The sequence below is a fragment of the Massilia sp. Soil_C_3 genome, from assembly GCF_057657035.1.
In genome coordinates this window covers 206,409-229,316 of record NZ_JBDGJG010000005.1, presented here as the reverse complement: position 1 = coordinate 229,316, position 22,908 = coordinate 206,409, and the positions used below count along the sequence as shown (strand labels likewise).

The 22,908-nt window shown below is 66.2% G+C and carries 21 protein-coding genes; 9 read left to right on the top strand and 12 right to left on the bottom strand.

The genetic code is table 11. The features are described 5' to 3' along the window. Positions 1 to 11: 11 nt before the first annotated feature. The gene (locus AC3A6F_RS11660; RefSeq protein WP_487680824.1) at positions 12 to 851 is read right to left on the bottom strand and encodes a glucose 1-dehydrogenase; all 840 of its coding nucleotides are present in this window, start codon (positions 849 to 851) and stop codon (positions 12 to 14) included. Between the two features lie 49 nt (positions 852 to 900). Continuing rightward, positions 901 to 1,077, bottom strand: a complete 177-nt coding sequence (locus AC3A6F_RS11655; protein ID WP_147935428.1) for a DUF3606 domain-containing protein — start codon at positions 1,075 to 1,077, stop codon at positions 901 to 903. 195 nt (positions 1,078 to 1,272) lie between these two features. On the opposite strand from AC3A6F_RS11655, the gene AC3A6F_RS11650 reads away from it, so the two are divergent. The 4 genes from AC3A6F_RS11650 (at position 1,273) to AC3A6F_RS11635 (ending at position 4,694) form a co-directional block, all read left to right on the top strand. Then, positions 1,273 to 1,593, top strand: coding sequence for a thioredoxin family protein (locus AC3A6F_RS11650; RefSeq protein WP_487680822.1), 321 nt, complete (start codon positions 1,273 to 1,275; stop codon positions 1,591 to 1,593). Next, a complete protein-coding gene (locus tag AC3A6F_RS11645) occupies positions 1,590 to 2,879 on the top strand; it encodes an MFS transporter (RefSeq protein WP_487680820.1) in 1,290 nt (429 codons plus the stop codon). The genes AC3A6F_RS11650 and AC3A6F_RS11645 overlap by 4 nt, the downstream gene beginning before the upstream one ends. A 107-nt stretch (positions 2,880 to 2,986) precedes the next feature. Next, complete coding sequence (locus AC3A6F_RS11640) at positions 2,987 to 3,364, top strand: GNAT family N-acetyltransferase (protein ID WP_487680818.1); 378 nt, start codon at positions 2,987 to 2,989, stop codon at positions 3,362 to 3,364. A gap of 40 nt (positions 3,365 to 3,404) precedes the next feature. Beyond that, on the top strand, positions 3,405 to 4,694 hold the full coding sequence (locus AC3A6F_RS11635; RefSeq protein WP_487680816.1) for an MFS transporter: 1,290 nt from the start codon (positions 3,405 to 3,407) through the stop codon (positions 4,692 to 4,694). Here the strand turns inward: AC3A6F_RS11635 and AC3A6F_RS11630 are convergent. Next, a complete protein-coding gene (locus AC3A6F_RS11630; RefSeq protein ID WP_487680814.1) occupies positions 4,682 to 5,479 on the bottom strand; it encodes a DUF481 domain-containing protein in 798 nt (265 codons plus the stop codon). The genes AC3A6F_RS11635 and AC3A6F_RS11630 overlap by 13 nt on opposite strands. A gap of 211 nt (positions 5,480 to 5,690) precedes the next feature. After that, positions 5,691 to 6,983, bottom strand: coding sequence for an NCS2 family permease (locus AC3A6F_RS11625; RefSeq protein WP_487680812.1), 1,293 nt, complete (start codon positions 6,981 to 6,983; stop codon positions 5,691 to 5,693). Between the two features lie 132 nt (positions 6,984 to 7,115). Between AC3A6F_RS11625 and AC3A6F_RS11620 the strand changes: the two genes are divergently transcribed. Together AC3A6F_RS11620 and AC3A6F_RS11615 are read left to right on the top strand one after the other, a co-directional pair. Further along, entirely contained in the window at positions 7,116 to 8,318 is a 1,203-nt protein-coding gene (locus AC3A6F_RS11620; protein WP_487680810.1) for a hypothetical protein, read from the top strand. Positions 8,319 to 8,712: 394 nt separating this feature from the next. Beyond that, complete coding sequence (locus AC3A6F_RS11615) at positions 8,713 to 9,891, top strand: glycosyltransferase (protein WP_487680808.1); 1,179 nt, start codon at positions 8,713 to 8,715, stop codon at positions 9,889 to 9,891. Positions 9,892 to 10,110: 219 nt separating this feature from the next. Here the strand turns inward: AC3A6F_RS11615 and AC3A6F_RS11610 are convergent, their stop codons facing one another. The 5 genes from AC3A6F_RS11610 to AC3A6F_RS11590 all read right to left on the bottom strand — a co-directional run bounded on the left by AC3A6F_RS11610 (position 10,111) and on the right by AC3A6F_RS11590 (position 13,930). Then, positions 10,111 to 12,453, bottom strand: coding sequence for an ATP-binding protein (locus AC3A6F_RS11610; RefSeq protein ID WP_487680806.1), 2,343 nt, complete (start codon positions 12,451 to 12,453; stop codon positions 10,111 to 10,113). Between the two features lie 92 nt (positions 12,454 to 12,545). Next, entirely contained in the window at positions 12,546 to 12,806 is a 261-nt protein-coding gene (locus tag AC3A6F_RS11605) for a hypothetical protein (protein ID WP_487680804.1), read from the bottom strand. 80 nt (positions 12,807 to 12,886) lie between these two features. Continuing rightward, positions 12,887 to 13,156: a DUF5985 family protein gene (locus tag AC3A6F_RS11600; RefSeq protein WP_487680802.1), complete on the bottom strand. Its 270-nt coding sequence runs from the start codon at positions 13,154 to 13,156 to the stop codon at positions 12,887 to 12,889. Between the two features lie 4 nt (positions 13,157 to 13,160). Continuing rightward, positions 13,161 to 13,421 carry a DUF5985 family protein gene (locus AC3A6F_RS11595; protein ID WP_320474222.1) on the bottom strand — a complete coding sequence of 87 codons (261 nt, stop codon included), beginning with the start codon at positions 13,419 to 13,421 and terminating at the stop codon, positions 13,161 to 13,163. 116 nt (positions 13,422 to 13,537) lie between these two features. Further along, a complete protein-coding gene (locus tag AC3A6F_RS11590) occupies positions 13,538 to 13,930 on the bottom strand; it encodes a hypothetical protein (RefSeq protein WP_487680800.1) in 393 nt (130 codons plus the stop codon). 169 nt (positions 13,931 to 14,099) lie between these two features. Between AC3A6F_RS11590 and AC3A6F_RS11585 the strand changes: the two genes are divergently transcribed. The 3 genes from AC3A6F_RS11585 to AC3A6F_RS11575 all read left to right on the top strand — a co-directional run bounded on the left by AC3A6F_RS11585 (position 14,100) and on the right by AC3A6F_RS11575 (position 17,486). Beyond that, positions 14,100 to 14,888 (top strand): DNA/RNA non-specific endonuclease, encoded by a 789-nt coding sequence (locus AC3A6F_RS11585; protein WP_487680798.1) that lies wholly within the window; start codon positions 14,100 to 14,102, stop codon positions 14,886 to 14,888. Positions 14,889 to 14,897: 9 nt separating this feature from the next. Next, the gene (locus AC3A6F_RS11580) at positions 14,898 to 15,161 is read left to right on the top strand and encodes a hypothetical protein (RefSeq protein ID WP_487680796.1); all 264 of its coding nucleotides are present in this window, start codon (positions 14,898 to 14,900) and stop codon (positions 15,159 to 15,161) included. A gap of 252 nt (positions 15,162 to 15,413) precedes the next feature. Then, entirely contained in the window at positions 15,414 to 17,486 is a 2,073-nt protein-coding gene (locus AC3A6F_RS11575) for a hypothetical protein (RefSeq protein WP_487680794.1), read from the top strand. A gap of 179 nt (positions 17,487 to 17,665) precedes the next feature. Here AC3A6F_RS11575 and AC3A6F_RS11570 read toward each other — a convergent pair whose 3' ends face one another. From AC3A6F_RS11570 to AC3A6F_RS11560, 3 genes are all read right to left on the bottom strand, one after another. After that, complete coding sequence (locus AC3A6F_RS11570; RefSeq protein ID WP_487680792.1) at positions 17,666 to 20,533, bottom strand: M16 family metallopeptidase; 2,868 nt, start codon at positions 20,531 to 20,533, stop codon at positions 17,666 to 17,668. An 88-nt stretch (positions 20,534 to 20,621) separates the two neighbouring features. Next, complete coding sequence (locus AC3A6F_RS11565; protein ID WP_487680790.1) at positions 20,622 to 21,596, bottom strand: sensor domain-containing diguanylate cyclase; 975 nt, start codon at positions 21,594 to 21,596, stop codon at positions 20,622 to 20,624. Positions 21,597 to 21,738: 142 nt separating this feature from the next. Then, positions 21,739 to 22,692 carry a sensor histidine kinase gene (locus AC3A6F_RS11560; RefSeq protein ID WP_487680788.1) on the bottom strand — a complete coding sequence of 318 codons (954 nt, stop codon included), beginning with the start codon at positions 22,690 to 22,692 and terminating at the stop codon, positions 21,739 to 21,741. Positions 22,693 to 22,908: the final 216 nt, after the last annotated feature.

Sequence of the window (22,908 nt, the reverse complement as noted above, 5' to 3'; positions counted from 1 at the left end):
TGAGCGACCGTTTACAGGATCGGCGTACCGCCCGTGACGGCGATGCGCGCGCCCGAGATATAGCTCGCCTCATCGGAAGCCAGCATCACGAATGCCGGCGCCACCTCTTTCGGCTGGCCGGCGCGTTTCATCGGCACCTGGCTACCGAAGTTCTCGACTTCTTCCGGCGGCATGGTCGATGGGATCAGCGGCGTCCAGATCGGGCCGGGCGCCACCGAGTTCACGCGGATGCCTTTTTCGGCCAGCAGCTGCGCCAGGCCGGCGCTGAAATTGGCGATCGCGCCCTTGGTGGTGGCATAGGCCAGCAGGGTAGGCTTGGGGTTGTCCGAGTTGATCGAGGTGGTGTTGATGATCGAGGAGCCGGGCGCCATATGCTTCACTGCTGCCTTGCACAGGTGGAACATGGCGGTAATGTTCACCTTGAAGGTGTAGTCCCATTCGTCGTCCGGGATCTCGTCGAGCGAGTCGTGCGACATCTGGAACGCGGCATTATTGACCAGCACGTCGATGCGGCCGAACTCGGCCACCGCCTTGTCGACGATGGCGCGGCAATGGGCGCGGTCGGCGATATCGCCCGGCACCAGGATGGCGCGGCGGCCGGCTTCCTCGACCAGGCGCGCGGTCTCTTTCGCATCGTCGTGCTCGTCGAGGTAGGAAATCAGGACGTCGGCGCCTTCGCGCGCGAAGGCCAGCGCCACGGCGCGGCCGATGCCGCTGTCCCCGCCGGTGATGACGGTGGCCTTGTCCTGCAGGCGACCGGAACCGCGGTAGCTGGTCTCGCCATGGTCTGCTTGCGGGGTCAGTTCGGATTCGCGGCCGGGCCATTGTTGCTGTTGCTTCGGTATATCCATCGTGTGCTCCATGTCTGGGTCAAAAGAGTGGGGAAGCGACCGGAGCCGCTCAACGGCCGAGGTGTTCGCGCACCGCGCTGGCGCTCACGCCGACCTGGTCGATGGCGCGCTGTAACTCTTCGCGGGTCACGCCCAGCGCCTCAGTCCAGTACCGCACTTCGTGCTCTTCGTGCATATTGATGCGGGAACGGTCTTGCTGGCCGCGTTTGTTCAAGTCATCCGACATGATCTGCTCCTGGTAAGAAGATGGGTTATAAAACGATGAATCACAGGGTGACAGTCTCGGGCGTGAGACTCCGTTAGCTGCCACACGCTGGAGCCAGATCGGCGCCAGCCAGGTGCGTCGGCATGCCAGACGGCGCGTTTTGAGGTAGGCTTGCGGTATTCGAATAGCAATAAATAGCGATCACCAGGAGACTCCATGGCCAACCCCTACACAACCTCTCAACCCGAACGCAGCACGATCGACGCCACCCCGGGCCTGGTCGCCCTCGACTTCGGCGCCAACTGGTGCGGCTATTGCCGCGCCGCCGAGCCGCTGATCGAACAGGCCCTGGTCGACCATCCGGCCGCCCGCCACATCAAGGTCGAGGACGGCCCCGGCCGCCCGCTGGGGCGCTCGTTCCGCATCAAGCTGTGGCCGACGGTCGTGGTGCTCAAGGACGGCCAGGAAGTGGCGCGCGTGGTGCGTCCGGTCGACGCCGACGCGGTGCGCCAGGTCCTGGCCCAGGCGGGAGCATGAGCCAGGCGGCTGAACACCCCGCGGTCAACAAGCCCCGCACCGTCCTGTTTGCCAGCCTGATCGGCACCACGATCGAGTTCTACGATTTCTACATCTATGCCACCGCCGCAGTGCTGGTGTTCCCGCGCCTGTTCTTTCCGGCCGCCGACCCGGGCGCAGCCGTGCTGCAGTCGCTGGCCACGTTCGCCATCGCCTTCTTCGCGCGCCCGATCGGCTCGGCCGTGTTCGGCCACTTCGGCGACCGTATCGGCCGCAAGGCGACCCTGGTCGCGGCCCTGCTCACGATGGGCATCTCGACCATCCTGATCGGCATGCTGCCCACCTATGCGCAGATCGGCGTGGCGGCCCCGCTGCTGCTGGCGCTGTGCCGCTTCGGCCAAGGGCTCGGCCTGGGCGGCGAGTGGGGCGGGGCGGTGCTGCTCGCCACCGAGAACGCACCGCCGGGCAAGCGCGCCTGGTACGGCATGTTCCCGCAGCTGGGCGCCCCGATCGGTTTCTTCCTGTCCGGTGGCGTGTTCCTGCTGCTGGGCGAGCTGATGAGCGACGACGCGTTCTTCGCCTGGGGCTGGCGGATTCCCTTCCTGGCCAGTGCCTTGCTGGTCGCGGTCGGCCTGTACATCCGCCTGAAAATCACCGAGACGCCCGACTTCCAGAAAGTGCTGGACCAAAAAGCGCGGGTCAAGGTGCCGATGGTGGCCGTGCTGCGCGACCACCGCCGCGCGCTGGTGCTCGGGACCCTGACCGCCTTGTCGACCTTCGTCATCTTTTATCTGATGACGGTGTTCGCCCTGAGCTGGGGCACGGCGCAACTGGGCTACACGCGCCAGGAATTCCTGGTGCTGCAGCTGTTCGCGGTGGTGTTTTTCGCGCTCACGATCCCGCCGTCGGCACTGCTGGCCGACAGCCGCGGTCGGCGCAGCGCCATGATGCTGGTGAGCGCTGCGATCGCCGTGTTCGGCCTGCTGTACGGGCCGCTGTTCGGCGCCGGCGGCTGGGTCGCGGTCACCCTGTTCATGGTGCTCGGCATGTGCCTGGTCGGTTTTACCTACGGTCCGCTCGGCACCCTGCTGGCCGAGATGTTCCCGCCCGAGGTGCGCTATACCGGCGCCTCGCTCACCTTCAACCTCGCCGGCATCCTCGGCGCTTCGGTGGCGCCCTATATTGCGCTGTGGCTGGCCACGAACCACGGGCTGGACTACGTCGGCTATTACCTGAGCGGCGCGGCGCTCATCAGCCTGGCCGCCCTGGCGCTGGCCAAGGGCCTGGTGCCGTCGGCCGCAAGGTGAGAGAGCGGCGCTTCGGACGCCTCGGGGCGCGGGCGCCCACGTCCGCCGACGAGGCCTTCCTCGACGCGCTTTATCTCGACTCCCGCCCGGACCTCGGCGCGCTGCCGGTGCCGCGCGGCGTCATCGAAGGGATCGCGCGGCACCAGCGCGCCATGCAGGTCGAGGACTATGCGCGCCGTCATGCCGCGCTCGAGACCTGGCTGGTGACCGACGGAGAAACCCCGATCGCGCGCGTCGTGCTGGCCGGGGAGACCGGCGCGCTGCGTGTCGTGGACCTGTCAGTGGCGCTGGCCGCGCGGCGCAAGGGCATTGCCCGTAGCGTCCTGCGTGCGCTGCAGGAAGAGTGCGAGCGCGTCAACCTGCGTGTCCGCACCGGGAACCTGGCCGCGCGCCGGCTATACGAAGGACTGGGCTTTGCCCTGCTGCGGGACGACGACGCCACCATGGAGCTCGAATGGCGCCAAAAGAGCGAGCATCCGGAATGAAATCCGCGACGTATGTGCGAGATCTACCAGGAGATCCCGCATGGCCGCATCCGCACCAAACGACACCCCCAACAAGCCCGGCACCGTCCTCTTCGCCAGCCTGATCGGCACAACGATCGAGTTCTACGACTTCTACATCTATGCCACCGCCGCGGTGCTGGTGTTCCCACGGCTGTTCTTCCCCGCCGTTGACCCCGCCGCAGCAACCCTGCAGTCGCTGGCCACTTTCGCCATCGCCTTCCTCGCCCGTCCGGTCGGCTCGGCCCTGTTCGGCCACTTCGGCGACCGCATCGGCCGCAAGTCGACCCTCGTTGCGGCCCTGCTCACGATGGGCATCTCGACCGTCGTCATCGGCCTCTTGCCCACCTACGCCCAGATCGGCGTGGCGGCGCCGCTGCTCTTGGCGCTGTGCCGCTTCGGCCAGGGGCTCGGCCTGGGCGGGGAGTGGGGCGGGGCGGTGCTGCTCGCCACCGAGAACGCGCCGCCCGGCAAGCGCGCCTGGTACGGCATGTTCCCGCAACTGGGGGCGCCGATCGGCTTCTTCCTGTCCGGCGCCACCTTCCTGCTGCTGGGAGAAATGATGAGCGACGAGGCCTTCTTCAGCTGGGGCTGGCGTGTTCCCTTCCTGGCCAGCGCCTTGCTGGTCGCGATCGGCCTGTACATCCGCCTCAAGATCACCGAGACACCCGACTTCCAGCAGGTGCAAGCGCGCGGCGCCCAGGTGAAAATGCCGATGGTGACGGTGGTGCGCCAGCATGGCCGCAAGATGCTGCTGGGCGCCCTGGCGGCGATGGGCGGCTTTGCCTTCTTCTACCTGATGACGGTGTTCGCGCTCACCTGGGGCACGACCCGGATGGGTTTCACGCGCCAGCAATTCCTGCTGCTGCAGCTGTTCGCGATCGTGTTCTTCGCCCTGACCATCCCCCTGTCGGCGCTGCTGGCCGACCGCGTCGGGCGGCGCGTCGCGCTGATGCTGGTGAGCGTGGCGATCGGGAGCTTCGGCCTGCTGTACGGACCGCTGTTCGGCGCCGGCGCCTGGCTGCCGGTGGGGATCTTCATGGTGCTCGGGATGTCGCTGGTGGGCTTCGTCTATGGCCCGCTCGGCACCTTCCTGGCCGAGCTGTTCCCGGCCGAGGTGCGCTATACCGGGGCCTCATTGACCTTCAATCTCGCAAGCATCCTGGGGGCCTCGGTGGCGCCCTATATCGCGCTGTGGCTGGGCACCAGGTATGGGCTGGCGCAGGTGGGCTACTACCTCAGCGCCGCGTCGCTGCTCAGCCTGGCGGCGCTGGTGCTGCTCGGCCGCCAGCGCCGGTCTCAGAACGAGTAGACCATCGTCAGCGAGGTCTGGGTATCGGTATTCTTCTTGTCGTCCGGGACGTCGCTGTCGTTGCGGACGCTGAAGCCGGCCTTCATCTGCATGCTGCCGTTGATCTTGGTGCTCAGTGAGGTTTCGGCCACCGAGTGAGTGTTGCCGGTGCCTTTCTCGACGCTGACGGTCTGGGCGAAGAAGGCCGAAGGGCTGACCTGCCAGCGGAACTGGGCCGCGCTGCGGACCGTCATGCCGCGCTCTTCGTCCTCGTTGTCGCGCTTGCCGACCGAATAGCCAGGACCGATCTCGACGTCGAGCGTCTTGTCGGGCGCCGTGTACCAGCGCGAGCCGTAACCGATGCCGACCGTCGAGTACTTGCGATAGGCGCCGAACCGGTCGTCGGTGTGGGTAGCCAGCACGAAAGCGCGGCGGCCGTCGCCCAGCAGCTTGAGCGAGGCCTTGGCCGAGGTGGCCCAGCGCTGGGCCGAGCGGCTCTTCACGGGCTCGCCGAACTCGTCCTCGTACTCGTCTTCCTTGAAGTAGCCGCTGGCGATGAACTCATGGCTCCAGCGCGCAGTCTCGTGACGGGCGTCGATCTTGCCCGTGACGGAAGTGCCGTTGGTATTGCCCGAGGTCGTGATCGCGCCAAGTTCGGCGGACGTGAACCAGCCGCCATCCGGAATCGCCGGCATCGCGACGGCGAGCGGCGCATGGACGTCGCCGATTTGAGGAAGATCGGGAGCGGCAAGCGCCGCACCCGGGATGCCAGCCAAGGCCAGCGCCAGGATCGAGAGTGGTTTCATCAGCTTCTAGCGGCCGCACGGGCCGCGCAGTACCGCGTGGCGTGCCCAAGGCGACCGGCCCATCGTTCGTGGATCGTGCGCGACCGTGGTGGTAGCCGCGAGTTGGCGGACATTGTAACGCAAAGACAGCGTGAAGCGATGCAATCAGGCACGAGCCGGGCGCTGTTTAGTAAAGGACGGCGCGAACGACCGGTCGATTTTTTCGCCCCATCTAGGTGCCGACGTAGACGATCTTGAAAGCGAACAGCCCCGCGATCACCCATACCACCGGCTTGACCTCGCGCGCGCGCCCGGTCAGCAGCTTGAGCACCGCATAGCTGATGAAGCCGAAGGCGATCCCCTCGGCGATCGAATAGGTGAACGGCATGCCCAGCGCGGTGACGGCGGCTGGGATGCTTTCGGTGCTGTCGCTCCACTCGACGTCGCCCAGGTCGGACAGCATCAGGCAGGCCACGAACAGCAGCGCCGGCGCGGTGGCGTAGGCCGGCACCACGGCCGCGAGCGGGGCGATGAACAGGCAGGCCAGGAACAGCGCGGCCACGGTCAGGGCGGTCAGGCCGGTGCGCCCGCCGGCTTGCACGCCGGACGCGCTTTCCAGGTAGGCGGTGGTGCTGGACGTTCCCAGCACGCTGCCGGCGACGATGGCGCCGCTGTCGGCCAGCAGCGCCTTATTCAGGCGATCCATCTTGCCCTCGACCAGCAGGCCGGCGCGGCGCGCCACGCCCATCAGGGTGCCGGTGGCGTCGAACAGCTCGACCAGGAAGAACACCAGCACGACATTGAGGATGCCGGCGGCGAGGGCGCCCGGGATGTCGAGCTGGAACAGGGTCGGTTCGATCGACGGCGGCAGCGAGAACAGGCCCTGGTAGGTGTTCCCGCCGAAGAAGAAGCTGAGCACCGTCACCAGCACGATGCCGATCAGGATCGCGCCGCGCACCCGCAGCCGGTCCAGCGCCACGATGGCGAAGAAGCCGGCTACCGCCATGATCGCGGCGGGCTGGTGCAGGTCGCCGGCCTTGACCAGGGTGGCTTCGTTGGCCACCACGATGCCGGCGTTCTTGAGCGCGATCAGGGCCAGGAACATGCCCAGGCCCACCGTGATCGCGACCCGCATCGAGCGCGGGATGCCGTCCACGATCATGGCGCGCAGGCCCACCATGGTGACCAGGATGAACAGGCAGCCCGAGATGAACACGGCGCCCAGCGCCGCCTGCCAGGGGATGCCCATGCCCAGCACCACGGCGTAGGCGAAATAGGCGTTCAGGCCCATGCCGGGCGCCATCGCGATCGGGTAGTTGGCGTACAGGCCCATGATGGCGGTGCCGCCGGCGGCCACCAGGCAGGTGGCCACGAACACCGATTCCTTCGGCATGCCGGCGTCGCCCAGGATCGAGGGATTGACGAAGATGATGTACACCATCGTCAGGAAGGTCGTCAGTCCGGCCATCATCTCGGTGCGGATGTTGGTCTTGTTTTCTCTGAGTTTGAAGAGTCGTTCGAGCATGGAGGGACTTTCGGGATGTGTTTTTGCCCGAAGCATAACACCGGGGCAAGGCGCCTGCAGCCCGTGGCGCTACGCCGGGGCGCGCGGCGGTGTTACCATGCCGGCTCGAACCTCCATCCATTTTTTCACACCATGCCGAAGAACAAGCGTCCCGCCCCCCGCACCTCGAACAACACGCGCGAACCCGACACCGATGCCCAGGCCCGGCTGATGGCCGACATGGCCCTTGAGATCGCCGAGCGCGAGGAAGAAGCGGCGCAGGGCGACGAGCAGGCGGAGGCGCTCGCGGGCCTGGTGCGCAAGGCGATCCGCAAGAAGCACGACGAGGTGCTGTACGAAGCCATCGAACTGGCGCGCTACACCGACCCGCTGGCCTGCCGCCTGCTGCGCGCGCGCGTGGAAGAAGAAGCCGCTACCCTGCGCATCCGGCGCGAAGACGGCCCCGAAGTCGAGATCGACGCCTTCCTGGTGCCGCTGTTCGTGCGCAGCCGGGGTGGCCTGGATGCGCGCGAGGGTTTCCAGGACGAGGCGGCCTTCGGGGCGCTGGCTTCCAGCTTCCAGGACCATGGCCTGGACAGCAAGGGGGCGAAAGTCGTGCTGCTGCAGCATGCCTACGACCTGGCCGAGATCGACCATATCGCCTACGGCACGCTGCACCTGATGCTGCGCGAAGCCGCCGCTTCGCTGATGGACAAGAAGCTGCAGCCGGCGCCGACCATCGAGGCCAGCATGCGCGGCTGGACCGGCGAGCCGGTGGCGCCCGACGAGACCGCGCTCGAACTGCGCTTCCTGCTCGGCTTCTCGCTCAAGCGCGCCGACGATCCGTTCTACCGGGTGCCGCGCGACGAAGCGGGCAGCGACGCCTATTTCGCGGCGCGCATGGAGCGCTACCGCGCCTGGACCGAAGCCGTTGCCCCCCTCGTGGCGCGGGTGCTTGCGCGCGAGCCGGACCGCCTGGAACTGAGCTTCCTCTACCAGGACCTGTTCTATGGCGCCAAGGAGCAGGGCGTGGCCGAACTGGCGACGCTCGGCGTGCTGGCCGAGGCCAAGCGCCTGCTGGCAGCCAAGGACCTGGCGCCGGACGCGGTGCACGCCGCGGTGGCGCCGCTCGACATGGGCGAACACGTGGTACTGCGCGCCAACCTGTATGCGCTTGACGGCGGGCAGCCGTGGGGCAGCGTCGAAAAGCCGGTCGACCTGGCCGCCGACCTGGCTGCCGAGGTCGACGAATTGTGCGATGCACTATTGTCGCTCGGCCTGGAAGGCGTCTCGATCGCGGCCGGTTTCAGCACCGACGGCCATGCCGAAGGCGCCGAACCTTACCACCCCGCCTGACTCCCCATCCCCCATCGCCCGCCGGCCAGATCTTCGCTGATCCTGGCCGCGAGGGCGGTAAACAGGCGCTTTAAGCCCCCGATTTCAGTGCAGACAGTAAAGTTTTTGCCGGATTTTCGTAGTGGATCTTCCTGTGTTGATGTAGGACGCCCCTTACAGAAAATTGCTTGATAGACGGACTCTCCCTATGAAGCCCAGCAGTGCTATGCAATATTTAGTTACATCCGGTGCAATGTTGCTCTGCACAACTGAAAATATTGGGAAAATTGCATGATACGATTCCCTGGTCTGACCGGCTCCCCGTGCGCCGCCACGGCCTTCTGAGAGAGAGAAGAACCGTCCCGGTTGACCTTACCCAACAACTAGAGCGCCGCCAAGGCGAAAGGAAATCGACATGCCGACCCTGATCGTGTTTTGCCACCTCCGCTGGGATTTCGTGTTCCAACGCCCACAGCACCTGATGACCCGCCTGGCCGAACACTACAACGTCCTCTTCGTCGAAGAACCGATGCATACCGAAGGCGAGGCACGCCTGGAAAAAACCGCCGTGGCGCCGAACATCACCGTGTGCCGTCCGCATACGCCAATCCACCAGTTCGGCTTCCACGACGACCAGTTGCCGACCCTGCAGACGCTGCTGGCCGACCTGGTGCCCGAGAACGAAGCGCCGGTCGTCTGGTTCTACACCCCGATGGCGCTGCCGCTGCTGCAGGTGTTCAAGCCGTCCAAGGTGATCTATGACTGCATGGACGAACTGGCCATGTTCAAGAATGCACCGAAGCAGCTGCTGCAGCGCGAAAGCGCGCTGCTGAACATCGCCGACGTCGTCTTCACCGGCGGCCCGAGCCTGTACCAGTCGAAACGCGACCGCCACGCCAATGCCCACTGCTTCTCGAGCAGCGTCGACGCCAAGCACTTCCGCCAGGCCCAGGATCGCGACATTTCGCACCCGGACCAGGCCCACATCGCGCATCCGCGCCTGGGCTTCTATGGCGTGATCGATGAGCGCTTCGACGTCGACCTGGTCTCGAGCATGGCCGATGCCCACCCTGAATGGCAGATCGTGCTGGTCGGCCCGGTCGTCAAGATCGACCCGGCGAGCCTGCCGAAACAGCCGAACGTGCATTACATGGGCCAGCGCACCTATGAGCAGCTGCCGCAGTTCCTGGCCGGCTGGGACGTTTGCCTGCTGCCGTTCGCGATGAACGATTCGACCAAATTCATCAGCCCGACCAAGGTGCTCGAATACATGGCGGCCGAGCTGCCATGCGTGTCGACCCCGATCACCGACGTCAAGGTGCCATATGGCGACGTGGTGGAAATCGCAGAATCGCACGCCGACTTCATCGCCGCCTGCGAGCGCCAGCTGGCGCTGGGCGACGAGCAGCGCGAGGCCATGGCCCGCCGCATGCGCGAAGTGGTGGCCGGCACCTCGTGGGACCTGACCGCCAGCCGCATGCACGAGCTGATCGGCAACGCCGTCGCGGGCAACAAGGTCGAGCGCTTCTTTGCCAACAGCCAGGAAGCGGTGCGCGTGCCGGCGGAGCAGTTGCCGGTCGCGCAGGTGGGTTGATTGGATCTGGCTTGAATACAGCGGGCTGGTAAGACCTGGCCCGCACACCCGGCAAGTCGTCCCCGCGCGGGCGGGGACCCAAGGCACTTAGCTAAGCCACTACATCGAACGTAGCCGCTGCGCGAAGGAATTGGGTCCCCGCCTTCGCGGGGACGACGTTTTTACGCTAACGAAAGAAGTTGGCGTCTGCAGAAGTTGACGCCTGCAGAGCGATGAAAATCACACGCTCCTGAGCACTTCCTCGATCGCCTCCACCGTCGCCGGCTTGGTCAGGTGTTGGTCGAACCCGGCCGCCTTGGTCCTGGCGCGATCGGCTTCGCCACCCCATCCCGTCAGCGCCACCAGCCGGATGCCGGCCAGGCGGGCATCTTCACGGATCGCCGCAGCCACCTCATAGCCGGACATTCCCGGCATGCCCAGGTCCAGGAACACCACGTCGGGCATCAGGCTTGGCAGCATGCGCAGCGCCTGGCGGCCGTCGTTGGCCACCGGCGCGCGGTGGCCCATCATATTGAGCAGGGCGGCCAGGGTTTCGGCCGCGTCGCGGTTGTCGTCGACCACCAGCACGTTGCGGCCTGGCGGCGCGGCCTCGGATGCCGTCCCCGGCGTCCCGGCCTCGTCGGCGGACGGCGCTGCATGGGCATTGGCGACCAGCGGCAGGCGTACCGTGAAGGTGCTGCCGGCATTGGTGCCGGCGCTGGCGGCGCTCACGCTGCCGCCATGCAGCTCGACCAGGCTGCGTACCAGCGACAGGCCGATGCCAAGGCCACCGGAACCAGGCTGCTGCGCCTGGCCTACCTGGGTGAACATGCGGAACACCTCTTCCAGCGCCTCGGGCGCGATGCCGATCCCGTTGTCGGACACCGACACCACCGCCTGGCCGCCGTCGCGCCAGGCCTCGAGCGCGATGCGGCCGCCCTTGGGCGTATAGCGCGCTGCATTGTTCAGCAGATTGCTCACCACCTGGGTCAGGCGGGTCGGATCGGCCTCGAGGATCAGGCTTTCTTGTGGCAGACGCAGGTCGAAAGCATGGCGCGCGGCCTCGATCAGCGGCATGCTGGTCTCGACCGCGGCCGCGAGGATCGTCGACAGGTCGACCCGCTCGGGCCGCAGCTCGACCTGGCCGCGCGTGATGCGCGCCACGTCCAGCAGATCGTCGACCAGGTTTACCAGGTGGTCGAGCTGGCGTTCCATGATGTCGTGCACGCGGGTCACCGCGTCGAGGTCGGCCGGCGAGCGCCGGATGAACTGCAGCCCGCTGCGGATCGGCGCCAGGGGATTCCTCAGCTCGTGCGCCAGGGTGGCGAGGAACTCGGTCTTGAGGCGGTTGGCCTCGGACAGGTCGGCCGCCATCCGGCGCAGCGCGGCCTCGGACTGGCGCCGTTCGGTAATATCCGTAAACAGCACCGCGACCCGGTGCCGCTCGGCGGGTCCGAGTCGCGTTGCGTGCACGTCGTACCAGCGGCCCAGGCCCTGCGCCTCGTTCTCGAAGCGCACCGCCTCGCCCGTTTGCGCCACCCTGCCGTAGACGTCGAACCAGTGCTGCTCGTGGGTCGGAACGATCTGGCGGATCGTCTTGCCGACCGCGTCCGTGAGGCCGGTGTGCTTGACGAAGGCCGGATTGGCCTCGATGAACAGGTAGTCGCAGGGCTTGCCATCGGCATCGTAGATCATGTCGATCACGCACAGTCCCTCGTCGATCGAGTCGAACACGGTGCGGTACCGTTCTTCGGTGGCGTGCAGTTGCTGCTCGGCCTCGCGCTGGCGAGTGGCGTCCATCACCACGCCGTGCACCTCGCGCGGCGCACCATGGTCGTCGTATTCGACGTGGCCGCGCGCGATCATCCAGCGCCAGCCGCCGCCAGCGGCGCGGATGCGGTAGGTGGCGGCGTAGGCGCCTTCGCCGTCGATGGCGGCATTGATCAGGGCGACGGTCGGCGCGACGTCGTCCGGGTGGAAGGCCGCCAGGTAGGTGGCCAGCGGCGCGTCGAGGCGGCGCTCCTGCGGCACGCCGAACAGCGCCGCCATGCGGGCGTCGGCCTCGACCCGGTCGGGCGCGATGTCCCACGACCAGGTGCCCAGTTCGGCGGCTTCGATGATGCGCTGCAGGCGCGAACGAGTCTGCTCGAGTTCGGTTTCGGCGCGGTGGCGTTCGAACTGGCTGTTGAACGCCTCGATGTAGAAGCGCGCCTTGGCGCGCAGGATCGTGGGCGAGAGCGGTTCGGTGAGCACGGCGATGGCGCCGGCGTCGTACAGCAGTTCCTGAGGGAAGGGCAGGGGTTGCGGCAGGCCCAGCGCCACGATCGGGGTGCGGTTCGAGCGCGGGTTGGCGCGCACCGCGCGCACCGTCTCGAGCATGCCCTCGGCATCGCCCGAATAGCCGACCAGGATCAGCGCGAAGTCGCCCGCGCGCGCCTGGTCCAGGCCGTCGGCCGGGGTGGTGGCCCGCACGATGTCCTGTTCGAGTTCGCGCGAGACCTGGTTGACGATCGGATCGTCGATCGCACGCTTGCAAATGAAGAGAACGCTCCCGTGGCTGCTGTGCGGTATGGTGTCATTCAAGGTGATCGTAGCCCGATAATATAGTTATTTCGGCAATCTAAGTGTGGAGCCGGGCCGTGTCAACGATTTTGCGCCATTCGGGTGCATCGATCCTAAGATTTGTCCGGCACCTGCTGCGACGGCACGGGCGTGCGCAAGGCCTCGGGAATGGCATCGGCGATGCCCTGCGACGGGGCCTGACCGATCCTGCGCGCCTCGTCGGACTGCTGGTCGAGGTTCACTTCTTCGGCCACGTCGAAGCGGCCGTCTTCGGCGCCTTCGTCGCCCGGCAACAGGTTATCGGAACGGTTGTCCTGGCCGCCGGCGGGAACCGGGGCATCCTGCTTGCGGTCTGAGTGTTCGGGAGTGCTCACGCTTGCCTCCATGGTGTGTTTGACATGGCCTGATTATGGCGCAGCGCCCCCGCGCCAGGCGCACGCCAGCGGTGGCGCGGTCACGGGCGGCGCTTCTTGCGCGGCAGGTTTTTTTCCAGGATGGCCCACAAGATCAAGCCATAGGCCAGCAGCCTGATCAGGTAGTGCAAGGGCGAGTCCTCGCCGCCGCCGTCGCGCATTACCGCGTACACGCGGTGCAAGCCCTCGATCGCGAACGACAGGGCGAAATACAGGAAGAAACGGTCGCCGCTGGCGCGCCAGAAGCGCACGAAGAACAGGGCGATGATCAGGGAAGCCATGGCAATGGCGCCGGCCAGCATATGGGTCATCGTCTCAGTCCTTCTCGTAGATCAGGCCGTAGAGCAGGAGCAGGCAGGCCACCAGCGCGCTCGCCTGGCGCCACGGCAGCAAGTCGACCTCGGTCGGGAATACGACCTTGTCCAATAACAGCAAAAAATTATTCAAGGTCATGCCCGCGAAGCAGGCGCCGCTCCAGAACAGGAGCCGGAGGCGCGTACGCCGGTAGCCGGCAAACAGCAGCACGGCGCAGCTCAGCGAGGTCAGCATGCAGAGGGTATAGATCACTTCGCCCATATCACATCGTCCCGAAGGTAATGCTCATTATTCTTGTCGGCGCCTGGCGCCCGCTCATTGCATCTGATTAATACTTCAGTTTATTGCATACAACCCAGCTTGCCACCTACCTGATCTCATTCGTCCTTGCGCAGGCGGAAGGCATCGGCGAACTGCCAGGCCTGGCGCTCGAGGCTGGAGTGGATCAGGTGGGTGACGTCCACCAACTGCCGCGCGTACAGGTCGGCCAGGCGGTCGATCCGTTCGCGCAGGGTCTCGCTGACGGGCTCGTAGCGGTAGCAGTGCGCCACGGGCGGACCGCAGGATTGTGCAATGCCCGCCGTGCACAGGTCAGCCAGCAGCTGGCTCGCCACGCGCTCACGGATATACAGCCGGCTGGCCAGCATCGCGCTTTCCCACTGCTGGGTGGGGTCGGCGCGCAGCAGCAGCAGGGCTTCCAGGAAGGGCACGGAGGGAATGCTCGTCAGGACGAAGCGGCGTAAATCCTCCGGGATCGGCGGGTGGGTCATTCGTGGTGGATATGTTTCCCAAATGGAAAATCTAATTGAGAAAGCGTTAATTTTAAAACATTCCACGTGGAATTGCTTTGGCAATCGTGCGCACCTATGCATCCAAATTGATACTCGGGAGCACATGCTCAGCTAAAATGCGCGCTTTCTTCACCATCGCCGTCTCATCATGCTTCGCTCCCCCCTGGGCCGACTCTTCGCCCGCCTCGCCGTCGTCGGCGCCCTGATCGCCGCCGGTGCGGCCCAGGCCGCCAGTTGCCCAGTCCACTACCTCGACGGCCGCGCGCCCGAGATCCGCAACCAGAAACTGGCCAACGCCACCCGCGAACTGTGCTACGGCGTGTTCGGCGTCGTGCATTCGGGCGTGACCCGCACGCCGCTGTGGTCGGCCGAACACGTGAGCGCCGATAACCTCAAGCGCGCCCAGGGCCTGGACCGCGACGACAAGTTCCACGCCGAGCAGCGCCTGCCGCGCGGTCAGCGCGCCGAGCTGTCGGACTATGCGCGCAGCGGCTTCGACCGCGGCCACTTGGCGCCGAACGCGAACATGCCCGACCGCCGCACCCAGCGCGAAAGCTTTTCGCTGGCCAATATGGTCCCGCAGGACCGCGACCACAATCGCCACATCTGGGCCCCGATCGAGGGCGCGGTGCGCACCATGGCGAAGAGGGAAGGGGAGCTGTACGTGATCACCGGCCCGGCCTTCCTCGGCGCCAGCCTCAAGAAGGTCGGCAATGTGATCGTGCCGAGCCACCTGTACAAGGTGGTGTACAGTCCGCGCCAGAAGCTGGCGGCGGCCTGGTTCACCGAGAACCGCGCCGATGCGCCAATCAATGTGGTGCCGGTGGCCGAACTGGAGCGCATCGTCGGCATCGAGCTGCTGCCTTCGCTGTCGACGAAGGAAAAGGAACGCATGCTGCGCCTGCCCAAGATCAAGCAGCGCAAGAACCGATCGTAAAGGAAAGCCATGAGCAAGAAGAAACCTACCGCCTTCACCCCGTTCGCCAATGAAGCCGACGTCGCCGGCATTGGCGACCTGATGCTGGAAAACCGGGTCGACCGCATCACGATCTCGGGCGACGTCGACCTGACCGCCGACGTGCCCGGGCTGGACAAGGCGCGCCGCCTGCACGCGCTGCTGGGCGAGATCGTGGCCGCGCTCGAGGCGCGCGACCTGCCCGACGCGCTGCCGCCGCCCGAGATCAAGACCATCGACAACCCGTTCGCCTGACCCCGGCGCACCGGTTCCGGTGCGCTGTCCATGCCGGGTGACGACCGGCGTTTCCCCTCCTTGTCGTCCTGCGCCTACGTGCTCATCCGTAGGTGGTCTGACGCCCAATTTCGCCTTGTTCTGACATGAACTTTCCAATGGTCAATGGTGCGCGAGTCCCATCAGTATTGGAGTAATCTTGACAACAAAGCGCACAAGCAGCGGCACCTTCGCCGCCGGCGCCAGTACCACCATTTTTTCGGAGGAACGACCATGCAACATACTCTCGTCGCGGTGTTCGACAACCGCACCGACGCGCAGAACGCAATGAACGAACTGCTGTCGTCGGGTTTTACCCGTACCGACGTGCGCCTGTCCAACGCCGACCCGACCGGCCAGACCGACAGCCAGACCGGCCGTTCCGACCTCAACATCGAACGCAGCCAAGACGGCGATACCGGCATCACCGCCAGCATCAAGAATTTCTTCAGTGACCTGTTTGGTTCGGATAACGCCGAACACGTGAGCCGCTACGAGGGCGCGGTCACCCGCGGCCACCACGTGCTGACGCTGGTCGCGAACTCGCTGCCGGAAGTCGAGCGCGGCGCCGACATCGTCGAACGCTACGGCCCGACCGACATCGACGAGAACGCCACCGGCACCCCGGACCTCGCATCGGGCGGCATCAGCGCCGGCGCCATGCGCATGGGCAACAGCACCGGCATGCAGCAATCGTCGTCGATGTCGGCCCAGTCCGGCTCGCTCGGCAATGCACAGGCGGCGCCGACGCCAAGGCTCGACAATCCGGGCGAACGCGAGTTGTTCCAGCAAGGTTCCCTGAACCAGGGCCAGACCGTGGGCGGCACCCACCAGGAATCGCTGGGCACCAGCGGCCTGACCGCCACCGGCGGCACCTCGCTGCAAAGCTCGACCCTGCGCGACGACCCGGTGCAGAATGCGCCGTTCGACAGCAGCCAGCAGGGCGGCCTGTCGGCCGGCAGCGCGCAGCTGGACAACGACCGCATCGCGGCCCAGGGGTCGAACCTGGGCTCGACCGCCTCGGCGGGCAGCACCTCATCGCTCCAGGGCTCGGCCCTGGACGGCTCGATCCGCAGCGACTCGCTGCAGCGCGATCTCCAGGGCAGCCAGACCGGCTCGCTGAGCGGCGACAGCGCGAGCCTGGACAAGCAGCGCAGCGGCGTGCGCATCTTCTCGCGCGGCGCGTCCGACGCCGCGCTGGGCCTGGGCGGCAGCGCCGGTTCGGCGTCGAGCACCATGGGTGGTTACGACGACGACAGCGATTACCGCAACCACTTCAACACCACCTACGGCGCCACCGGCGCGGCCTACGACGACTACCTGCCGGCCTACAGCTACGGCAGCGAAGCCGCGCGCAGCGGCCGCTACACCAACCGCGCCTGGGACGACATCGAAACCGACCTGCGCAGCGACTGGGACAGCCGCTACGCCAACGGCGGCGAACCATCGACCTGGGAAAAAATGAAGGCCGCGGTGCGCCACGGCTGGGAACGCATGACCCGCGACGATGACGACGACCTGTACCGCAGCCACTACGACAGCACCTATGCGTCCAGCGGCACGAAGTTCGAGGAGCTGAAACCGGCCTATGCCTACGGCAGCCAAGCGCGCCGCAGCGAACTGTATCGCAACCAGCCATGGGACGACGTCGAGGGCACCCTGCGCACCGGCTGGGACAACCGCATCGACGGCACCCGCGACTTCAGCACGACCGGCAGCGACACCAGCGAACCGTCGGCCTGGGACCGCGTCAAGAACGCCGTCCGCCACGGCTGGGACCACATGACCGACGACAATGACGACGACGTCTACTACCGCGATCACTGGAACACGACCTACGGCGCCGCCGGCGGCGCGTACGACGAGTACCGTCCGGCCTACAGCTACGGTTCGGAAATGGCGCGCAACGACCAGTACCGCGGCCGCAGCTGGGACGCGGTCGAGACCGACCTGCGCAGCGACTGGGATCGCCGCTATCCGGGCGATGGCGGTCCTTCGACCTGGGACAAGATGAAATCCGCCGTGCGCCGCGGCTGGGACCGTATGACCGACGGCGATAACGACGCCTATTACCGCAACCACTGGAACTCGGTCTACGGCGCCGGCGGCGAAGCGTATGACGAATACCGTCCTGCCTACAGCTACGGTTCGGAGATGGCGCTCAACGACAAGTACCGCGGCCGTCCGTGGAACGACGTCGAGACCGACCTGCGCAACGATTGGGATACCCGTTATCCGGGCGAACAGTCGACGTGGGAAAAGATGAAATCAGCCGTGCGTCACGGCTGGGATCGGATGATGCGTTGAGCGTTTAAAGGCAAACTTCAGGAGTTGCGATAACTTCGTCTCCTGGAGTTGCATCTTGCACGTCGTCCCCGCGCAGGCGGGGACCCAAGGTAAGCTTGCAGCACCGCTCCTGCCGGATTTGCTGCAACGCTGACAAACTTGGGTCCCCGCCTTCGCGGGGACGTCGTCTTTAAGCCAACTTATTTGGCAAACACCTCGGCCGCCGGCGTGATCGTCACCGCCTCCGGCTTGATGTCCAGTTTCATCGACCCGATCTGCTTGTCCTCGTCCAGCAAGGCTTGCGGCTTGTTGGCGTCGTACTTGATCGGCGAGAAGGCATCGCTCACCAGCGCCTGCTTCAGGCCGGCCGCATCCTTGGTGATGATTACCACCGACAGGTTCTTGGCCGACAGGTGCTTCTTGATGGCGGCATTGACGTCGGCCGCGCTCAGCTTCGACAGGGCGTCGCGCATCATGGTCGTGAACTCCGGCGTGCCATACCACTCTGAATCGAGCGCGTAACCCAGCTGCTGGTCCTGGGTCGCGGTCATCACGAACACGTTCTTCATCAGATAGTCGCGGGTGGTCTCGAAGTCGGCCTGGCTGATGCCCGCGTCGACCATCTTGCCCAGCTCGTGCAGCGCCACGCGCAGCGCGAAGTGGCCGTTCTGCGGCGCCACCGGGCGGATCCAGACCTCGAACAGCTGCGCCTTGCGGCCCAGGTTGGGGTTCGGGAAGAACTGGAACATCCCGCGCGGGAAGGCTTCGATGTACGCGTAGTCGCCGTAGTTCATGCCGCGCTCTTCGCGGATGCGCTGGTACAGGTGGGCGCTCGAGGAGCGGTGTTCGCCGAACCAGGTCTTGGCCAGCCACAGGGCGGCGAAGTCCGGGTGCGTGCGCGTGACGTCGAGCGGCAGGCCGAACGACATCGCGGTGACGCGGGTGTTCTTCTCGACGATTTCCACTTCCAGGCCATTCGGGATGCGGCCTTTCGGCACGCTCGTGGCGGGTAAGCCCGCGCCTTGCGGCAGGCGCGCCAACTGCGCCTTGAGCGAAGCCGTCATCGCATCCGACACGTCGCCCGAGATGCCGACTTTCACGGCGCCGCGGGTATAGGCCCTGGCGTAGAAGGCTTTCACGTCGTCGAGGGTGATGGCGTCGATGCCGGCGACGGTGCCCAGCACCGGATGACCGTAGCCGGTGCCGGCGAATACATTCGCTTGCAGCCGCTCTTTGCCGAATTCCTCCTCGTTATTGTCCTTCAGGTCCAGCACCAGGGCATTACGCTGGGCGTCCTTCAGGCGGCGGAAATCCTCCTCGCGAAAGCCCGGGTCGGTCAGCAAAGGCATGGCGATGCCGAGGAATTGGTCCCAGTTGTCCTTGTGGATGGTGCCGGTAAAGGTCGTCATTTCCTTGTCGGTCTGCTCGGTGAGGCTGCCGGCCATTGGGAACAGCGCCTTGGTCACCTCGTCGATCTTGCGCTCGCGCGAACCGCTCGAGGCCACCATCGCCGCGGTCAGGGCGGCCAGGCCTTCCTTGCCCTTCGGGTCGTGAGCCGAGCCGACGGCGAACAGCAGCTTGAAGCGGATCTGCGGCAAGGCCGATTTCTGCACCAGCACGTCGAATTTCGCAACGATTGCCTGCGGAGCGAACGACGCCGGCTTCGGCAATTGCTCGATGCCCTTCGGCAGCGCGTCATGCGACAGGGTGGTGACTACCATGCTGTCGTCGACCAGGTATTTACGCGCGGCGGCCTGCAGGTCGGCCGGGCTCAGGCTGTCGATCGCGCGGTAGTAGCCGTTGAGGGTGCCGTACGAGCGCTCGAAGTGCACGTAGGAAGCCAGGGTGGAGGCGATCGCCTCGGTATTGTCGAGCGAGCGGATCAGGCCATACTTCTGGGCCGACTTGGCGGCCTCGAGTTCCTGGGCGCTCACCGGTTCGTCGCGCAGTTTCGCCACCGTCTGCAGGATGGCGTCGCGCACCATCAGCGCGTCTGCCGGATTTTTCACGCGCGCACCGATGGTGGCCAGGGTCGGATCGACCCGGTTCGGGGTGAAGTCGAACAGCTGGTCGACCTTTTGCTCGTCCTGCACCAGGCGCTTGTACAACGGCGAGGTGCGGCCAAAGCTCAGCGACAGCGCCATCGACAGGGCCGCCTGCTCCTTCTGCTGGGCGACGAAGCTCGGGGCGCGGTAGGCGACCGTCACCAGCGGCAGGGTCGGCGTCTGCCACGCCACGTGGCGGTACTGGGCGCCGCGCGGCGCCGGTTCGACCGGCACGTTCGACTTGAAGGCGCCGCGCTTCCAACCGGCCCAGTATTTCTCGACCATCGCGATCGCCTTGGCCGGCTCGACGTCGCCGGCGATGATGATGGTGGTCTTTTCGGGACGATACCAGCGGTCGAAGAAGACCTTCGAGTAATCGTACTGGTTGGGCATGTCCTCGATGTCCTTGAGGAAGCCCATCGTGGTGTGCTTGTAGGTATGGGTGGTGTAGGCTGCGTCGCGCTGCACCTCGAACAGCTTCGACATCGGGTTCGCGCTGTTCTTGTTGTATTCGCCCAGCACGGCGCGCGATTCGGTCTTGAAGGCCTCGACCGGATACGACAGGTGCTGGAAGCGGTCGGCCTCGACCTTCAGCACCGTCTCCAGGTCCTGCTTGGCGAAGGTGGTGTAGTAATTGGTCAGGTCGTCGCTGGTATACGCGTTCTGGCGCGCGCCGGCCTTCGTGATCACTTCCTGGTATTTTTCTGGAGGGTAGGTCGGCGTCCCGCGGAACATCATGTGCTCGAAGAAGTGGGCGAAGCCCGACTTGCCCGGCTCGACTTCGTTGCGCGAACCGGTCTGCACCGGGATGTGCACCGAGACCAGGTTCGGGAAGCCGGTCGGCACCACGATGACCTTCAGGCCGTTGGGAAGCAGTTTTTCGGTGGCCTTGAACGGCAGCACGTCGCCACCGGTGGCTGGCTTGGCAGTCCCAGCGGCTGGAGCGGCATGGGCGGCGCCGGCCAGGACCACGCCGGAAATCAATGTCGCGAGCGTGGTGCGCGACAGGGTCGATTGGAACACGATGTCTCCTTGGGAAATAGACAATCGCGAAGGATAGTCTATCCGCCAAGGAATGAACAGCCGCAGGACTACCGATGAATACCCGTGTTTACGCGGCTTCCGACATCGGCAGGCTGATGCGGTTGCGCCCCAGGTGCTTGGCGCGGTACAGGGCGGCGTCGGCGATCGCGACCAGCTGGCTGGCATGGCTGTCGGGTCCGGCGACGGCGGTGGCGGCCCCGATCGACACCGTCACGTGGCCGGCCGCGAAGCGGCATGGCAGTTGCAGCTGTTCGACCCGGCAGCGGATGCGCTCGGCCACGATGGCGGCGCCTTTCAGCGACTGGTTGGGCAGGATCACGGCGAACTCTTCGCCGCCGTAGCGCGCCACCAGGTCGTTGGCCCGCATCTCGCTGGCCACGGCGCGCGCCACCCGTTTCAGGCATTCGTCGCCGCCCAGGTGGCCGTGGGCGTCGTTATACGATTTGAAGTTGTCGACGTCCACCATCAGCAGCGACAGCGGCTGCATCTGGCGTAGCGCGCGCGTCCATTCCTCATGCAAGGTATCGTCGAAGCAGCGCCGGTTGGCCAGGCCCGTCAAGCCGTCGCGCGTGGCCAACTGCTCGAGCGCGATCTGGGCCATCTTGGCGTCGGTGAGATCGCGCAGGGTCTCGACCACGGCCGACAGCTGGCCTCTGGCATCGAAGATCGGGCTGGCGTCGGCCGCCAGGTAGCGGCGCCGGCCGACGCGCGGCATGTCGCACCAGCTCTCGATCGACAGGGGGCTGGGAGAGCGGCCATCCATCCCGGAGGCAAGCCGGGCCTCGTCGCGCCGGCCCTTGAGCACCATGTCGGCCAGGGTGGGGCGCTGGATTTCGTAAAAACTGCGCCAGTGGTCACCGGTGCCGAGCACCTCGGACGCCGGCACGCCCGTCAGTTCCTCGCAGGCGCGGTTCCAGATCATGACGCGGGCATCGGTGTCCAGCACGAATACCGGCACCGACAGGCTTTCCATCAACTGCCCCACGAATGCCACGTCCTCGACCAGGTCTGTCGGGCCTGTGCCTTTGCTGGGTGCGCTCATGAGCCGTCCTCTGTGGTTGCGGTATCGGAGAGCGGCAACTGGTTAGTTGCTGCTAGGGACCGATACTGCAACACGAGCAGGGTCAGGCCATTGATTTTGAGCAAGGACAATGGCGAGGTGGCATTTTGCAACGCTGGACGGTTCAGGCCGCCTTTGCCGTGATGGCGGACAGGCTGAGGGGCGCATCCTGCACCGGATTGTACACGGCAGCGGATACCGGCACCGAGAGCGTCCAGCGGGCGCGCCGCTCGGCAGTGGCCACCATGCGCAGCACACCGCCCATGGCGCGGATGTGCTCGACCAGCTCGACGGGCAGGGCGGTTACGTCGTCCACCGAACCGGCGCAGCCGTCGATCTCCAGGCCGAGCGTGCTGGCGCCTTCGAGCAACCGGACGTGCAGTTCGCGCTCCTGATCGTCGGCGCGGCCGCCGACCTTGCGCGCGGCGCCGGCGAGCACGTCCTGCAACACGCGGAACACGGCCAGCCTCGCCGCCCGGTCCTGGCTGGCGCGCGAACGCGGATCGACGCCGGCCTCGAAGCGGTAGCGCAGGCCGTGGCGATGGGCGTGCTCGGCCAGGCAGCGCTCCAGCGCCTGGCGCAGGCCGTCACCCGGATTGGCGCCGCGCAGGCCGCCGGCGACAGCGCGCACCGCGTGGATGGCGCCGTGGATGCCGCCCAGCGCGCGCTCCAGACGGGCGGCGAGGGCGGGCGTGGCCTGGGCGCACTCTTGCAGGCTCGCCATCTCGTCGCGCAAGCTCGACAAGCGGCGGCCCAGCTCGGCCTGCAACTCGCATCCGATCCGCGTCCGCTCGCATTCGCGCACGCCTTCGTGCTGGCGCACCATGCGGCACAGCACGTCGTGGTTGTCGGCCAGCGCCTGGTCGGACTGGCAGCGCGCCTCGCGCTCGGCCGCGAGCTGGTGCTGCAGGGCGCGAGCCCGTTCATCGGTCGTGACGCTGCGGCGCAGGCCGATGTAGGCCAGCACCAGGGCTGCCAGCGTGACCATGACGCAGGCCAGCATCTCCGGCGCGGCGCTGCGCCAGGGCAGGGGCACCTGTACATGCGCTTCGCTGGCCTGGGCGCGGTGGGCAAGCAAGGATAGGAAAACTAGGAAAACCGAAGACTTTTTCATGGGTAGCCCTCTTACCGGATTCGGAACATTCCGTAGGACCATACCGCCGTGCGGCTGTAGGAATATTGTTTCTTCTCAAGCGCCTGCTACACGGCACGTTTTCTGGAACGGCAGCAACCGCGAGGCCACGCTACCCGTCGCACGACAGGCCGCGCTATAATGGAAGGTTGACGAGAGGCT

Excerpts from the sequence above, each read along its gene's own strand:
- AC3A6F_RS11660 (WP_487680824.1), bottom strand. The coding sequence starts at position 851 with ATGGATATACCGAAGCAACAGCAACAATGGCCCGGCCGCGAATCCGAA.
- AC3A6F_RS11655 (WP_147935428.1), bottom strand. The coding sequence starts at position 1,077 with ATGTCGGATGACTTGAACAAACGCGGCCAGCAAGACCGTTCCCGCATC.
- AC3A6F_RS11650 (WP_487680822.1), top strand. The coding sequence starts at position 1,273 with ATGGCCAACCCCTACACAACCTCTCAACCCGAACGCAGCACGATCGAC.
- AC3A6F_RS11645 (WP_487680820.1), top strand. The coding sequence starts at position 1,590 with ATGAGCCAGGCGGCTGAACACCCCGCGGTCAACAAGCCCCGCACCGTC.
- AC3A6F_RS11635 (WP_487680816.1), top strand. The coding sequence starts at position 3,405 with ATGGCCGCATCCGCACCAAACGACACCCCCAACAAGCCCGGCACCGTC.
- AC3A6F_RS11630 (WP_487680814.1), bottom strand. The coding sequence starts at position 5,479 with ATGAAACCACTCTCGATCCTGGCGCTGGCCTTGGCTGGCATCCCGGGT.
- AC3A6F_RS11625 (WP_487680812.1), bottom strand. The coding sequence starts at position 6,983 with ATGCTCGAACGACTCTTCAAACTCAGAGAAAACAAGACCAACATCCGC.
- AC3A6F_RS11620 (WP_487680810.1), top strand. The coding sequence starts at position 7,116 with ATGCCGAAGAACAAGCGTCCCGCCCCCCGCACCTCGAACAACACGCGC.
- AC3A6F_RS11615 (WP_487680808.1), top strand. The coding sequence starts at position 8,713 with ATGCCGACCCTGATCGTGTTTTGCCACCTCCGCTGGGATTTCGTGTTC.
- AC3A6F_RS11600 (WP_487680802.1), bottom strand. The coding sequence starts at position 13,156 with ATGACCCATATGCTGGCCGGCGCCATTGCCATGGCTTCCCTGATCATC.
- AC3A6F_RS11595 (WP_320474222.1), bottom strand. The coding sequence starts at position 13,421 with ATGGGCGAAGTGATCTATACCCTCTGCATGCTGACCTCGCTGAGCTGC.
- AC3A6F_RS11590 (WP_487680800.1), bottom strand. The coding sequence starts at position 13,930 with ATGACCCACCCGCCGATCCCGGAGGATTTACGCCGCTTCGTCCTGACG.
- AC3A6F_RS11585 (WP_487680798.1), top strand. The coding sequence starts at position 14,100 with ATGCTTCGCTCCCCCCTGGGCCGACTCTTCGCCCGCCTCGCCGTCGTC.
- AC3A6F_RS11580 (WP_487680796.1), top strand. The coding sequence starts at position 14,898 with ATGAGCAAGAAGAAACCTACCGCCTTCACCCCGTTCGCCAATGAAGCC.
- AC3A6F_RS11575 (WP_487680794.1), top strand. The coding sequence starts at position 15,414 with ATGCAACATACTCTCGTCGCGGTGTTCGACAACCGCACCGACGCGCAG.
- AC3A6F_RS11565 (WP_487680790.1), bottom strand. The coding sequence starts at position 21,596 with ATGAGCGCACCCAGCAAAGGCACAGGCCCGACAGACCTGGTCGAGGAC.